This window comes from Niveispirillum sp. CC-CTL257, from assembly GCF_059489915.1.
Genome location: NZ_JCAJXE010000001.1, coordinates 1,532,854 through 1,545,661, shown reverse-complemented (window position 1 = coordinate 1,545,661; position 12,808 = coordinate 1,532,854). Strand labels below are relative to the sequence as shown.

Annotated in this window: 15 protein-coding genes; 6 read left to right on the top strand and 9 right to left on the bottom strand. The window is 63.6% G+C overall.

The features are described from left to right. Positions 1–32: 32 nt before the first annotated feature. The 5 genes from rplI to ABC729_RS07405 form a co-directional block, all read right to left on the bottom strand. On the bottom strand, positions 33–590 hold the full coding sequence (gene rplI, locus ABC729_RS07425; protein ID WP_495606993.1) for a 50S ribosomal protein L9: 558 nt from the start codon (positions 588–590) through the stop codon (positions 33–35). A 20-nt stretch (positions 591–610) separates the two neighbouring features. Continuing rightward, positions 611–892: a 30S ribosomal protein S18 gene (gene rpsR / locus ABC729_RS07420; protein WP_102111034.1), complete on the bottom strand. Its 282-nt coding sequence runs from the start codon at positions 890–892 to the stop codon at positions 611–613. Beyond that, positions 889–1,356 (bottom strand): 30S ribosomal protein S6, encoded by a 468-nt coding sequence (gene rpsF / locus ABC729_RS07415; protein ID WP_054169615.1) that lies wholly within the window; start codon positions 1,354–1,356, stop codon positions 889–891. Before rpsF ends, rpsR begins: the two co-directional genes overlap by 4 nt. A gap of 198 nt (positions 1,357–1,554) precedes the next feature. Then, entirely contained in the window at positions 1,555–2,331 is a 777-nt protein-coding gene (locus ABC729_RS07410; RefSeq protein ID WP_495606992.1) for a type 2 periplasmic-binding domain-containing protein, read from the bottom strand. Positions 2,332–2,412: 81 nt separating this feature from the next. Beyond that, the gene (locus ABC729_RS07405) at positions 2,413–3,225 is read right to left on the bottom strand and encodes a hypothetical protein (RefSeq protein ID WP_495606991.1); all 813 of its coding nucleotides are present in this window, start codon (positions 3,223–3,225) and stop codon (positions 2,413–2,415) included. Positions 3,226–3,522: 297 nt separating this feature from the next. Here ABC729_RS07405 and fabD point away from each other — a divergent pair, with 297 nt between their 5' ends. From fabD to mltG, 5 genes are all read left to right on the top strand, one after another. Further along, positions 3,523–4,458, top strand: coding sequence for an ACP S-malonyltransferase (fabD, locus tag ABC729_RS07400; protein WP_495606990.1), 936 nt, complete (start codon positions 3,523–3,525; stop codon positions 4,456–4,458). Positions 4,459–4,485: 27 nt separating this feature from the next. Continuing rightward, the gene (fabG, locus tag ABC729_RS07395) at positions 4,486–5,226 is read left to right on the top strand and encodes a 3-oxoacyl-[acyl-carrier-protein] reductase (RefSeq protein ID WP_495606989.1); all 741 of its coding nucleotides are present in this window, start codon (positions 4,486–4,488) and stop codon (positions 5,224–5,226) included. 209 nt (positions 5,227–5,435) lie between these two features. Further along, entirely contained in the window at positions 5,436–5,672 is a 237-nt protein-coding gene (locus ABC729_RS07390; RefSeq protein WP_495606988.1) for an acyl carrier protein, read from the top strand. 140 nt (positions 5,673–5,812) lie between these two features. Continuing rightward, entirely contained in the window at positions 5,813–7,078 is a 1,266-nt protein-coding gene (gene fabF / locus ABC729_RS07385; protein WP_495606987.1) for a beta-ketoacyl-ACP synthase II, read from the top strand. 8 nt (positions 7,079–7,086) lie between these two features. Further along, positions 7,087–8,097: an endolytic transglycosylase MltG gene (gene mltG / locus ABC729_RS07380; RefSeq protein ID WP_495606986.1), complete on the top strand. Its 1,011-nt coding sequence runs from the start codon at positions 7,087–7,089 to the stop codon at positions 8,095–8,097. On the opposite strand, the gene ABC729_RS07375 is transcribed toward mltG, so the two are convergent. Continuing rightward, on the bottom strand, positions 8,098–8,832 hold the full coding sequence (locus ABC729_RS07375; protein ID WP_495606985.1) for a glutathione S-transferase family protein: 735 nt from the start codon (positions 8,830–8,832) through the stop codon (positions 8,098–8,100). Between the two features lie 108 nt (positions 8,833–8,940). On the opposite strand from ABC729_RS07375, the gene ABC729_RS07370 reads away from it, so the two are divergent. Then, complete coding sequence (locus ABC729_RS07370; RefSeq protein ID WP_495606984.1) at positions 8,941–9,633, top strand: helix-turn-helix transcriptional regulator; 693 nt, start codon at positions 8,941–8,943, stop codon at positions 9,631–9,633. 6 nt (positions 9,634–9,639) lie between these two features. On the opposite strand, the gene ABC729_RS07365 is transcribed toward ABC729_RS07370, so the two are convergent. From ABC729_RS07365 to ABC729_RS07355, 3 genes are all read right to left on the bottom strand, one after another. Beyond that, the gene (locus ABC729_RS07365) at positions 9,640–10,524 is read right to left on the bottom strand and encodes a protein phosphatase CheZ (protein ID WP_495606983.1); all 885 of its coding nucleotides are present in this window, start codon (positions 10,522–10,524) and stop codon (positions 9,640–9,642) included. A 6-nt stretch (positions 10,525–10,530) separates the two neighbouring features. After that, positions 10,531–10,914 (bottom strand): chemotaxis response regulator CheY, encoded by a 384-nt coding sequence (locus ABC729_RS07360; protein ID WP_495606982.1) that lies wholly within the window; start codon positions 10,912–10,914, stop codon positions 10,531–10,533. A gap of 202 nt (positions 10,915–11,116) precedes the next feature. Further along, positions 11,117–12,787 (bottom strand): NAD+ synthase, encoded by a 1,671-nt coding sequence (locus ABC729_RS07355; RefSeq protein ID WP_495606981.1) that lies wholly within the window; start codon positions 12,785–12,787, stop codon positions 11,117–11,119. Positions 12,788–12,808 lie beyond the last annotated feature (21 nt).

Genomic DNA, 12,808 nt, shown 5'->3' with positions numbered 1-12,808 from the left:
CAGATGTTTCCATCCGGCGTCCGTGGCCTTGATCAGGCCTCGGTCTCCTCGGTGGCTTCGGTCTCTTCGACCGTCTCGTCTTCGTCCTCGTCCTGGTCGTTACCGACGACCATGCCACCACGGGCGGCCTGGACAGCGGCTTCTTCGACCGAACGGGCCACGTTCACGGTGACGCTCACGGCCACTTCCGGATGCAGGACGACCTTGACCTTGAACAGGCCCAGGGTCTTGATCGGATCGGCAATGGCGACCTGAGCACGGGCGATCGTGGTGCCGGTGGCGGTCACGGCCTCGGCGATATCGCGCGAGGTGACCGAACCGTACAGCACGCCGGACTCGGCGGCCTGACGAACGACGACGACGGAAACGCCATCGACCTTCTTGGCGACAACCTCGGCTTCCTTCTTCAGTTCCAGATTGCGCGCTTCGATCTGCGCCTTCTGGCCTTCGAAATAGGCGAGGTTTTCCTTGGTTGCACGAAGGGCCTTCTTCTTCGGCAGCAGGAAGTTACGGGCATAGCCCGGCTTCACCTTGACCACCTGACCGAGCTGACCCAGCTTTTCGACGCGTTCCAGCAGAATGACGTCCATTGTCTTTGCTCCTGGTTCGCTTACTTGACGACGTAAGGCAGAAGAGCCAGGAAGCGGGCGCGCTTGATCGCACGGGCCAGCTCACGCTGCTTCTTCGCCGAAACGGCGGTGATACGGGACGGGACGATCTTGCCGCGTTCGGAGATGAACCGGGACAGCAGCTTGATGTCCTTGTAATCGATCGCCGGCGCGTTCGGGCCGGAGAACGGGCAGGTCTTCCGGCGACGGAAGAACGGACGACGGCCACCGCCAGAGCGGGGAGCGCCACCCGTGGGAGCGCCCTGGGGACGTTCGGTGGTCATGCGCGATCTCCTTCACCTTCAACGGCGGCGTCACGACGCGGACCACGGCTGAAGCCGCCCTCGCGCGGACCACGGTCGCCGAATTCACGACGCGGGCCACGGTCGCCGAAGCCACCGCGGGGGCCACGCTCCGCGCGCTCGCCCTTGTTGGCGAGCATGGCGGTCTGGCCTTCTTCGATCTTCTCGACCTTGACGGTCATGACGCGCAGCACGTCTTCGTTGATCGACAGGTTACGCTCCATTTCGGCAACGGCCGCCGCAGAGGCGTCCAGGCCGAGATAGACGTAATGACCCTTGCGGTTCTTCTTGATCCGGTAGGTCAGGGTCTTCAGACCCCACTGCTCGGTCTTGACGACGGAGCCGCCCTGTTCCTTCAGGATGTTGCTGAAGGTCTCGGTCAGGGTTTCAACCTGAGTCGAGGAGATGTCCTGACGGAAAATCAGGATGGTTTCATACAGTGCCATATAACTCCCCATGGCTATTGATGGTCCGCCGCTGTGCCCGGAACAGGTTCCGGATCAGCCGCACGGTCCTAGCCGGCGCCTTGGCAAAGCACCGGCGGGGTTTCGGAAGGCGCGCACTATACAGAATAGGCAGGTACACGCAAGGTCCGGTGCGGCCCTGGCCCGGCATGGGCGGGGTGACCCTGCCGCATGGGCACCTTAAAGGCTGGGTGCCATGCTGGGCAAAAGGTTGCTCAACGCCTCACGGTGAAGCTGCTGCGACGCGCGCGTCTTCAATATGTCGGCGATGCGGGTCACCACCGGTTTCGGCATAGCCTGCGAACAGGCGAACCAGAAACCCAGTTCCGGCAGCTCCGCCACGATGCGCAGGGGCAGTGCCCTGATTTCCGGCGTGTTCATCGATCCACCGATCAACAGGCCGAAGCGCAAGCTGCCATCGGCCACCATATGGGCCAGCCGCCGCTGGTCATCCACGGCGATGTGCCGGATGCTGCGGCTCTCCAGAACGGAGCGATAAATGCCGCTGGGTGCCCCCAGCTTGCCATTGGCCAGTCGCAGGAAGTCCGACAGGTTGCCGCCGAACGGATCATCCTGCCGCCCCACGAACACCATCCGGTCGCGCTTCACCTCCATCAGCCAATGCACTTCCTTTTCACGGGCGGGCAGGCGGGCATAGCCCAGCGAGCATCCGTCGGGCTGCCGCATCACCTCGTCCAGCCGCTGATCATTGGTCAGCGGGCGCAGCGTCATGCGAATGTGCGACTTTTCGGCAATATAGGCCAGCCATCTTCCCAGGGCGGCTCGTGGTGCACCGGAGGCATCCACAGTGGTGGGCGCGATGGAGATCATCAGGGAAACCGGGGGATCATCGGGCGCACCATAAACGGCGATTTCACCCGCCCCTGCACGCAGACAGCCGATCAGCAACAGAATGCCGATGGATAAACGCTGGATCAGGTCGCGAAGGGTCGCCATGCAGCATCCCGATGAACGATATGGCCTTAATATACGTCACCTGCGGTTGCTGGCAAAGGCAGCATGTCGCCGGGGACATGGTTACTGCGTGGGGGGCTCATCATTGTTTAGGGCGGCATCCGGGGGTGGCTGCGCCGCCTCACCCAACGCCACACGGCGCAACGCCTCCGCATCCTTCCCGCGCAGGACAGCGGCCAGACGCAGCGATAGGCTGGGGGGCAATTCACGGCTGCAGGTGAACCAATATTCCAGCGGCTCCATCTCCGCCACCGCGCGCAAGCCCAATGGCTGAATATCGGCTGCCTCCAGCGTACCGGCCAGCACGATGCCGAAACGGATTCGGCCCAACGCCACCATCCGTGCCAGGGCGCGCTGATCATCAATGGGATAATAGCGCACGCCCTGCCGGTCCAGGATGGGGCGGTAAATGCCCGACGGTGCTGCGATCTGGTTATCCGCTTCACGCAGCAGGTTCGCCATACCGCCGGTGAACGGGTCATCGCCCCGTGCGATGAAGATCACCCGGTCGCGGCGGATCACGCTCAACCAGTTTGTCAGCTTCTCCCGCTCCGGCAGGCGGGCCATCCCCAGAATGCAGCTGTTGGGATAACGGGTGGTCTCGGCCAGCCGCCGGTCGAAACTGCCCGGCTGCATCCGAAAACCGATACCGCTTTGTTCGGCGACATACGCCAGCCAGCGGCGCACGGGCGGCAGCAATACCTGATGTTGATCAACCAGCAACGGGGTCAGTGGCACCATCAGCGTGATGCGTGGCATCCCCTCCGGCCCGATTTCCTCTTCCGCGGCTTTCGCGGGCGTCGAGAAACACACCAGGGCCAATGACAGCACCAGCAGGGGCAGCAACAGGACCGGGCGGCGACGCGGGCTTGCCATGGGCGGGCCCCGACTTGTGGTTGGGGAGTAGTATAAACCCGTTGGTCGTTCCCGCAAAGGACGCTTACGGAGTCGAGCGGTACTGCGCCTAAGCGCTGTTCCTCTCCGGTAAGGGGCCGTTGGCGCAGACGGGCAGGGGCTGTGGATGAAGTCCCACGCCATCAGTATTTCCATCGGCTTAGCGTCACCTTCCGTAATCGTCACGAGGTTTTGCCGCTGTTCTGCGGGGCCGGACGGCTTGACAGGGCCATTTGCCGCTGTATCAAGGCCGCACGTGATTTATTGCAGGACCTATCAATGACCCGCGCTTTCGTCTTTCCCGGTCAGGGCAGCCAGGCCGTCGGCATGGGCCGTGAGCTGGCCGAGCGGTTCGCGATCGCCCGCGATACCTTCGCCGAAGTGGATGAGGCTCTGGGCCAGAAACTGTCGGCCCTGATGTTCGACGGCCCCGGTGATGATCTGACCCTGACGGAAAATGCCCAGCCGGCCCTGATGGCCGTGTCGGTCGCCGTGACCCGCGTCCTTCAGGCCGAAAAGGGCCTGGACCTGTCCAAGGCGGCCTTCGTGGCGGGGCACAGCCTGGGTGAATATTCTGCATTGTGCGCCGCCGGCTCCATCAGTCTGGGTGACACGGCCCGCCTGCTGAAATTGCGTGGCCGGTCGATGCAGAAGGCCGTGCCCGTGGGCGTCGGGGCCATGGCCGCCATCCTAGGGGCCGATCTGGACGCTGCCCGTGAAATCGCGGCGGAGGCTGCACAGGGTCAGGTCTGCACCGCCGCCAATGACAATGCCCCCGGTCAGGTGGTCGTGTCGGGCCATAAGGAGGCTGTGGAGCGCGCGATCAAGATCGCGGCAGAACGTGGGTTCAAGCGCGCCATGCTGCTGCCCGTATCCGCCCCCTTCCATTGCCCCCTGATGCAGCCCGCCGCCGATGCCATGGCAGAGGCGCTGGCGGGCACCACCATCGTGTCGCCGGTCGCCCCGCTGGTCGCCAATGTCACCGCGTCGGCCATTACCGACCCGGAGATGATCCGCCGCCTGCTGGTAGAACAGGTCACGGGTGCCGTGCGCTGGCGCGAAAGCGTCCTGTTCATGAAGGAACAGGGCGTCACGGAACTGGTTGAGCTGGGTGCGGGCAAGGTGCTGGCCGGTCTGGTGAAGCGCATCGACAAGGAGTTGGTCGCCAGCTCCGTCGGACTGCCCGCCGATATCGACGCCTTCTCCCTGGCCTGATCCGCTTTTCATCTCTGGAGGTTTTCCATGTTCGACCTGAGCGGCAAGACGGCCCTGGTCACGGGCGCTTCGGGTGGCATTGGTGCTGCCATTGCCCGCACCCTGCATGCCAAGGGCGCCAAGGTCGCCCTGCACGGCACCAAGGTGGAGGCGCTGGAAGCGCTGGCCGCCGAGTTGGGGGGGAATGCTGTTGTGGTGCCCGCCAACCTGTCCGATCCGGCACAGGTGGAGGAGCTGTTTAAGAAGGCCGAGGCCGCATTGGGCGGGACCGTTGATATCCTGGTCAATAATGCCGGCCTGACCCGCGATGGTCTGATCCTGCGCATGAAGGATGAGGACTGGGACAGCGTCATCAATGTGAACCTGACCGCCGGCTTCCGCCTGTCGCGCGCCGCCGTGAAGGGCATGATGAAGCGCCGCTGGGGCCGCATCATCGGCATCACCTCGGTCGTCGGCGTCACCGGCAATCCGGGTCAGGTGAACTATGCCGCCTCCAAGGCTGGCATGATCGGTATGTCCAAGGCGCTTGCCCAGGAGGTCGCGACGCGCGGCATCACGGTCAATACCGTTGCCCCCGGCATGATCGCCACCGCCATGACCGATGTCCTGAACGATGCCCAGAAGGAAGCGATGAACAGCCGTATTCCGGCTGGCCGCCTGGGCACGCCTGACGATATCGCCGCCGCCGTGCTGTATCTGGCCTCCAACGAGGCGGCCTATGTCACCGGCCAGACGCTGCATGTGAATGGCGGCATGGCGATGATCTGATGCAGTATGGTGCCGTGGGGGCTTTCGCAAGGCCTCTGCCGGTACCACCTGCTGCGAATGCTGGTCAGGGGCCGCCGTTCATGATAAGTGACGGCACTTTCCTGACCGGCGTCGCGGGCCGGGCAAGGAATATGCTTGTTCGTCTCCCGCGATGACCCTCACAACCGGCTCCGGCCGGTCCCACCGGAAGATCCTGAAAGGTCAAATAAATGAGCGATGTTGCTGAACGCGTGAAGAAGATCGTTGTCGAGCACCTGGGCGTGGATGAGGCCAAGGTCACCGACGAAGCCAGCTTCATCGACGATCTGGGCGCCGACAGCCTGGACACGGTCGAACTGGTCATGGCCTTCGAGGAAGAGTTCGGCATCGAGATTCCGGACGACGCCGCGGAGAAGATTCTGACGGTCAAGAACGCCATCGAGTTCATCAGCTCCAAGCAGGGCTGATCCCGAACGGTGGGACGGACGGGGCTGGCTTTTATGCTGGCCCCGGTCCTGGCAATCCCGCCCGGGCGTGACTATGTGTTTTCCGGGTCTGTCCTGACGGTCTGGACCCGCTTTCGTCTTCACTTATTAAGGTCGGATACATGCGCCGCGTCGTCATCACCGGTATGGGTCTCGTGACTCCGCTCGGGGTCGGGGTGCAAACCAACTGGGATCGGCTGATCAAGGGTCAGTCGGGCATTCGCACCATCCAGGGCTTTGATGTCTCCGATCTACCCTGTCGCATCGCGGGCCAGGTGCCGCGCGGTGACGGCAGCGACGGCACCCTGAACCTCGATCTCTTCATTCCGCCCAAGGAACAGAAGAAGATGGATGACTTCATCATGTTCGCCATCGCGGCGGCAGAGGAAGCCATCAAGGACAGCGGTTGGAAGCCGTCGAACGATGAGGAATTTGAACGCACGGGCGTGTCCGTGGGCTCCGGCATCGGTGGCCTGCCCGGCATTTACGAGACGTCGCTGGTGCTGGCCGAAAAGGGGCCGCGCCGCGTATCGCCCTTCTTCATCCCATCCTGCCTGATCAATCTGGCCTCGGGCCATATCTCGATCAACCATGGCTACAAGGGACCGAACCACGCGGTGGTGACGGCCTGTTCCACGGGCGCCCATTCCATCGGTGATGCTGCGCGCATGATCGCGCTGGATGATGCCGATGTCATGGTGGCCGGCGGGGCGGAAGGTGCCTGTTCGCGTTTGGGCATTGCCGGCTTTGCCGCCGCCCGCGCGCTGTCCACGGGCTTCAACGACACGCCTGAACGCGGCAGCCGCCCCTATGACAAGGACCGTGACGGTTTCGTCATGGGCGAGGGGGCTGGCGTGGTGGTTCTGGAAGAACTGGAGCATGCCAAGGCGCGTGGGGCCAAGATTTACGCCGAAGTGGTGGGTTATGGCCTGTCGGGCGACGCCTATCACATCACCTCGCCGTCGGAAGATGGCAATGGCGGCTTCCGGTCCATGCGCATGGCCATGAAGCGCGCCGGTCTGAACCCCGGCGATATCGATTATATCAACGCGCACGGCACCTCCACGCCGCTGGGCGACATGATCGAACTGGGGGCTGTCAAGCGCCTGTTCGGTAATGATCTGGCCGGTGCTTCCATGTCCTCGACCAAGTCCGCCATCGGTCACCTGCTGGGTGCCGCCGGCGCGGTCGAGGCCATCTATTCCGTCCTGTCCATCCGCGATCAGATCGTTCCGCCGACCCTTAACCTGGAAAACCCGGACGAGGGGACGGAGGGTGCCGATCTGGTGCCGAAGGTAGCGAAGGAGCGCAAAGTCCGCGCTGCCCTGTCCAACAGCTTCGGCTTTGGCGGCACCAACGCCTCGCTCGTGTTCAAGGCCGTGTCCTGATCACCAGCGTGAGCGGGACAGCGGAAAAGCAGACGAAACCGCGCCGCCGTTGGCTTCTGCCTACGGCGGCGTCGCTTTTTGTCTTGGGCACAGTCGCTGCCGGTGGTGCCTGGGTCGGCTGGCAGCGCTATGTCGGGCCGGGGCCGCTCGCCGCCGACACAGCGCTGGTCATACCGCGCGGCGCTGGCGTGCAGGGGATTGCCCAGCGTCTGGTGGATGCCGGCGTGGTCGGCCATCCTCTTGAACTCGTCATCGCCTCACGCCTGCGGGGCGATGGGGCGAAGCTGCGGGCCGGGGAATATCTGTTCCCTGCGGGTATCAGCGTGAAGGGCGCGCTGGACCTGATCATCTTCGGCAAGGTCATCGTCCACCGCGTGACGGTGCCGGAGGGGCTGACCAGCTGGCAGATCGTGGAGCGGCTGCGCACGGAGCAGGCCCTGTCCGGCGATGTCGCCGACATTCCTGCTGACGGCACCCTGCTACCTGAGACCTATCAATATCTGCGCGATGATGCCCGCGCCGATATCCTGTCGCGCATGTCCGCCGACATGGAAAAGGCGCTGGACCGGCTCTGGGTTGACCGTGCCCCCAACCTGCCCCTTAAATCCAAGCAGGAGGCCGTCATCCTGGCCTCCATCGTGGAGAAGGAGACGGGCGTGGCGTCGGAACGGCCGCGTGTGGCCGGCGTGTTTGTGAACCGCCTGCGCATCGGGATGCGCCTGCAATCCGACCCGACAATCATCTACGCCCTGTCGGATCGGCGCGGACAGATCGACCGTGACCTGACCCGCGCCGACTGGAAGCTGGAAAGCCCCTACAACACTTATATTTTCGCGGGCCTTCCCCCCGGTCCCATCGCCAATCCCGGCCTGCTGTCGCTACAGGCTGTGCTGAAGCCAGAAGCCCACAAGTATCTCTACTTCGTGGCCGATGGCACCGGCGGTCATGCCTTTGCCGAGACGCTGGAGGAGCATAACCGCAACGTCGTGAACTGGCGGCGGGTGCGGGACGGCGAGTGATCAGGCGGCCTGCCGGACCTGATCCCACCACCAGGCATGGTCAGGATAGAACCGCGCCGCCATGCGTTGTACATAGGGCATGAAGGCACCGTGCGCTTCGACCGCGCTGCGCAGTCGCGTGTCGAACAGCGGTGCCAGGGCGCCGGCCAGCACGGCGAAGGCAAATGCATCCACGCCCGTGGGCCGGTCACCCATCAGGAAGGGTTTGTCGCCCAGCAGGGCCGCCAGCGCCGACAATGACCGGCTGGCCAGTTCCAGCCGTTCGGCATCGCTGTGCCGGCCAATGCCATGGGCGTACATGTTGGTGGCCACCCGTGCCCGCACATCCTTGATGATGGCGTCCCGCAGATGCTCGGGGGCGGCTTGGAAGAACTGCGCCGGACCCTTCTGGAAATTGCTGTCATCCATCCAGCGCTCATGCACCAGCGCCCAGCAGAAATGATCCTCCAGCATGCGCTCAATGGCCCAGGCCTCCGCCCGCTGCCGCACCGTCAGACCATCATCCAGGTCAATGCCGCGCGTGCGCTCAATATGGGCGCGGATGAAGGTGCTGTCGGCCACGATCACGCCCTCATCCTCGATGATGGGCAGCTTGTGCTTTGGCGTCTTCTCCAGATCGCCTTTCACCTTTTCAAAGGCCAGCCCCGCCATGCGCAGATGCACCTCCGTCTTGGTGACATAGGGGCTGGGCTCGGGAAGGCCGAAGGCGGGGCCGAAAGCGTGCAGCTTGATCATCGGGTGCGCTCCATCATCGTGTTGCTTGCTGTGATGGGGATGGTTTACTGCACCCCTGCTGCCACCCTACTGTCAGCATCATCATAAACGAGGTGAGGGAGGGGGCACATGCGGCGGGCCGACCGGCTTTTTCAGATCATCCAGATCCTGCGCCGGGACCCGCGTCCGATCACGGCGGATGCCATAGCGGCGGAGTTGGAAACCTCCAAGCGCTCCATCTATCGCGACATCGCCACCCTGATTGGGCAGCGTGTGCCGATCAGGGGAGAGGCCGGCGTCGGCTATATGCTTGAGGGCGGATTCGATATGCCGCCCCTGATGTTGACACCGGACGAGATTGAGGTGGCGATGCTGGGGGCGCAATGGGTGTCGCGTCATGGCGATCCTGTTCTGGCCCGCGCCGCCGCCGATCTGATGGCTAAGATTGAGGCGGCGGTGCCTGAGGATCTGCGCCCGGTGGTGCAGCGCCCGGCCAGCGTCGCCCCGCCGCGCCCCCGCGCCGTGGCGGACAGTATCGACATGGTGGCCTTGCGCGCCGCCATCCATGCTGGGCACCGCGTTCATGTGACCTATCGCGATGAACAGGGGCAGGAGACGCAGCGTGCCGTCTGGCCCGTGCTGATCGCCTATTTCGACAATGCCCGCACACTGGCCGCCTGGTGCGAGATGCGGGGCGATTTCCGACATTTCCGCACCGACCGCGTGGTGCGTGCGGAGTTCAAGGGCGAACGCTATCCAGAGCGCCCCGCCGCCCTGCGGGCACGCTGGCGCAAAAGCTTGCAACGCGATGAAAGGTGCTGATCCCGCTTACGGGAACAGGTCGTCCACGGCCGATTGGGACAGGGCAGGGCCATTGGCTGCCGGCTCTTCCTCCACCACCTTCGCGACCGGTTTGGCGGCAGGGGGAGGCGGTGGCGGGGGCGGTGCTACGGGGGCGGACACCGGTTGCGGTGCCAGCGGATCAGCGCCTGCGGCACGGGCCGCGGCAGCACCTGTCAGCAGCATATCGACCGCATCCTGATTGATGGCACCCTTCAGCGGCGGGCCATTCATCAGATGCGCGTCGGGACGTGTATCCTTGGGTTCATCGGCCAGGGCCGCCGCCATTTCGTCGGCGTCCAGATTCTCCAGACCCCAGATCTGGATCATGGCATGCACGCGCCGCTCGATATAGCGTAGCGTGTTCACCACCTTGGTCATGCGCTGGCCCGTAATGTCCTGGAAGGAACAGGCCGTCATGATCTCCGTGACTTCATTGTCCAATGTCTGGGCAAGGTCAGGGCGATCCTTGCGCAACCGGTCGGCAACCGACTGGATACGCTCCGATCCATTCAGGATCTCGGTCGTCGCATGCTCTGTCGATTGCAGAATGGCGTCCAACTCCTCCGTCGCGCGCATGATGCGGTCGGCGGACGGGTCGTCGGGCTTCAAGGCGGCGATTTCGCGCCGCGTCTCCGCAATATGCGAAGAAAGGTCCTGCAGCTCGCGCCGCAGAACCTTGATATGCGACTTGGGATCGACTTCGGGATGGTCACGCTGATCGCGGATCAGGCGGCGGACATCGTCCACCGCCACCACCCGGTTACGCCGGTCACGGGCGCGCAAAAAAGCGCGACCGCGCGGACTCGACATCAACGCGTCCTCGATCTCGTCATAATCCTGATCGGACAGATCAAAGATCGGTTCGGACACGGCCGATCAGCCCAGAGCGCCCAGGACGCTTTCGATCTTTTTCTTCAGCGTATCGGCGTTGAAGGGCTTCACAATGTAATTGTTCACGCCGGCTTCCTTGGCCGCGATGACGTTTTCCGTCTTCGATTCGGCGGTCACCATGATGAAGGGCGTAGCCTTCAGACGCACGTCGGCGCGCACTTCCTTCAGAAGCTGCAGGCCGGTCATCGGCTCCATGTTCCAGTCGGAAATCACCAGACCGAAGGGCGCGGAACGCAGCTTGGACAGAGCTTCGGCCCCGTCGGCGGCCTCATCGATCTTCGTGAACCCGATCTGGGTGAGCAGGTTCCTGATGATACGCCGCATCGTCGCGTAATCGTCGACAACCAGCACCTGAATGTTCAAGGACACTGCGGAACCCCCACCTGAACGTGTTGCACCAAAGGAAATCTACCGAATATTTGCCCGGCGTCCATAACGGCCGCCGACTACCCTTTCAGGTTAACCGATCCGGCCGGACAAGCCAATCAAGTTCACCCCGTTCCGGGTCACGAGCGCGCACTTTGGTAGGCAGTCCTTGGCTTGTCAAGCCATCACCCCCGCCAATCTATGCTTATGAACCACGAACCAGCGACAGAAGACCGCTAGTGATGGGATAACGGCGGTCGCGGCCGAAGCTGCGCGAGGTGATTTTGACACCCGGCGGGGCCTGACGGCGCTTATATTCGGCTCGGTCCAGCATACGCCAGACTCGGTTTACCGTCTCCGCGTCGTGCCCGCGTGCCACGATATCGTGCAACGAAAGGTCGCGCTCCACCAGGCATTCCAGAATATCGTCCAGCACCGGATATTCGGGCAGCGTGTCCTGGTCCTTCTGATCGGGCTTCAGTTCGGCCGTGGGCGCCTTGGTGATGATCCGTTCGGGAATCACCCGGCCTGTGGGGCCCATCGCGCTCTCGGGCCGGTTCTGATTGCGCCAGCGCGACAGCTTGTACACGGTGGTCTTGTAGACATCCTTCAGGACATTGTAGCCGCCGCACATATCGCCATAGAGCGTGGCATAGCCGACCGACATTTCCGACTTGTTGCCCGTGGATAGGACCATGCTGCCGAACTTGTTCGACAGCGCCATCAGGGTCAGACCGCGGGACCGGCTTTGCAGATTCTCCTCCGTGATGTCGGGCTTGGTCCCGGCAAAGGAGGGGGCCAGCATTTCCGCAAACGCGTCCATGGCCGGTCGGATGGAAATGGTGTCGATGCGACAGCCCAACAGGCCGGCGCATTCGGCGGCATCATCCAGGCTGTCCTGGCTGGTGTAGGGGCTGGGCATCATCACGCAATGCACCTTGTCGGGACCCAGCGCGTCTACCGCAACGGCGGCGGAAATGGCCGAATCGATACCGCCCGACATGCCCAGGATCACCCCCGGAAACCGGTTTTTGCCCACATAATCGCGCAGGCCCAGCACCATGGCACCGTAAAGTGCCCCCAGCGCGTCGGGTGGGGCCACCATCTCATCTGATGTACCGGTCCAGCCATCGGTGCCACGTACCCAGCGCGTGATGGCGACGCGGCTGGCAAAGGCCGGCAACTGTGCCACCAGCGACCGGTCGCGGTTCAGCACAAAAGATGCCCCATCGAACACCAGCTCATCCTGACCCCCCACCTGATTCAAATAGATCAGGGGCAGCCCCGTCTCCACCACGCGCGACACGGCCAGTTCCAGGCGGCGGTCGGCCTTGTCGATCTCAAACGGGCTGCCATTGGGCACCACCAGCAGTTCTGCCCCGGTTTCTGCAAGGGTTTCGGCCACATCGGGCTTCCACATATCTTCACAGATCAGCACACCCAGCCGCACGCCCCGGAAATTCATGGGGCCGGGCAGGGGACCGGCGACGAACACTCGCTTTTCATCGAACGGGCCGTAATTGGGCAGGTCATGTTTCAACCGCACCGCAGCGATGGCACCACCATCCAGCAGCAGGGTAGCGTTAGAGCGCTGACCATCCACACGCCAGGGCGCGCCGACCAGCAGGGCAGGGCCGCCATCGGCTGTCTCTGCCGCCAGGGCGCGCACCGCGTCCTCGACCTTGTCCAGAAAGAAGGGCTTCAGCACCAGATCTTCGGGCGGATAACCGCAGATGGACAGTTCGGGATAGATGACAAGGTCGGCACCGGCTGCGGCGGCGTCGGCGCGTGCGGCGCGGATCAGGGCGGCATTGTGGTCCAGCGACCCCACGGTGGGGTTGATCTGGGCCAGCGCGATGGTCAGTTGATCGGTCATGATACCTTGTCCTGCCGGAAC

What these genes read in the sequence shown, in the direction of transcription:
- rplI (WP_495606993.1), bottom strand. Translation starts at nt 590, where the DNA reads ATGGACGTCATTCTGCTGGAACGCGTCGAAAAGCTGGGTCAGCTCGGT.
- rpsR (WP_102111034.1), bottom strand. Translation starts at nt 892, where the DNA reads ATGACCACCGAACGTCCCCAGGGCGCTCCCACGGGTGGCGCTCCCCGC.
- rpsF (WP_054169615.1), bottom strand. Translation starts at nt 1,356, where the DNA reads ATGGCACTGTATGAAACCATCCTGATTTTCCGTCAGGACATCTCCTCG.
- ABC729_RS07410 (WP_495606992.1), bottom strand. Translation starts at nt 2,331, where the DNA reads ATGGCGACCCTTCGCGACCTGATCCAGCGTTTATCCATCGGCATTCTG.
- ABC729_RS07405 (WP_495606991.1), bottom strand. Translation starts at nt 3,225, where the DNA reads ATGGCAAGCCCGCGTCGCCGCCCGGTCCTGTTGCTGCCCCTGCTGGTG.
- fabD (WP_495606990.1), top strand. Translation starts at nt 3,523, where the DNA reads ATGACCCGCGCTTTCGTCTTTCCCGGTCAGGGCAGCCAGGCCGTCGGC.
- fabG (WP_495606989.1), top strand. Translation starts at nt 4,486, where the DNA reads ATGTTCGACCTGAGCGGCAAGACGGCCCTGGTCACGGGCGCTTCGGGT.
- ABC729_RS07390 (WP_495606988.1), top strand. Translation starts at nt 5,436, where the DNA reads ATGAGCGATGTTGCTGAACGCGTGAAGAAGATCGTTGTCGAGCACCTG.
- fabF (WP_495606987.1), top strand. Translation starts at nt 5,813, where the DNA reads ATGCGCCGCGTCGTCATCACCGGTATGGGTCTCGTGACTCCGCTCGGG.
- ABC729_RS07375 (WP_495606985.1), bottom strand. Translation starts at nt 8,832, where the DNA reads ATGATCAAGCTGCACGCTTTCGGCCCCGCCTTCGGCCTTCCCGAGCCC.
- ABC729_RS07370 (WP_495606984.1), top strand. Translation starts at nt 8,941, where the DNA reads ATGCGGCGGGCCGACCGGCTTTTTCAGATCATCCAGATCCTGCGCCGG.
- ABC729_RS07355 (WP_495606981.1), bottom strand. Translation starts at nt 12,787, where the DNA reads ATGACCGATCAACTGACCATCGCGCTGGCCCAGATCAACCCCACCGTG.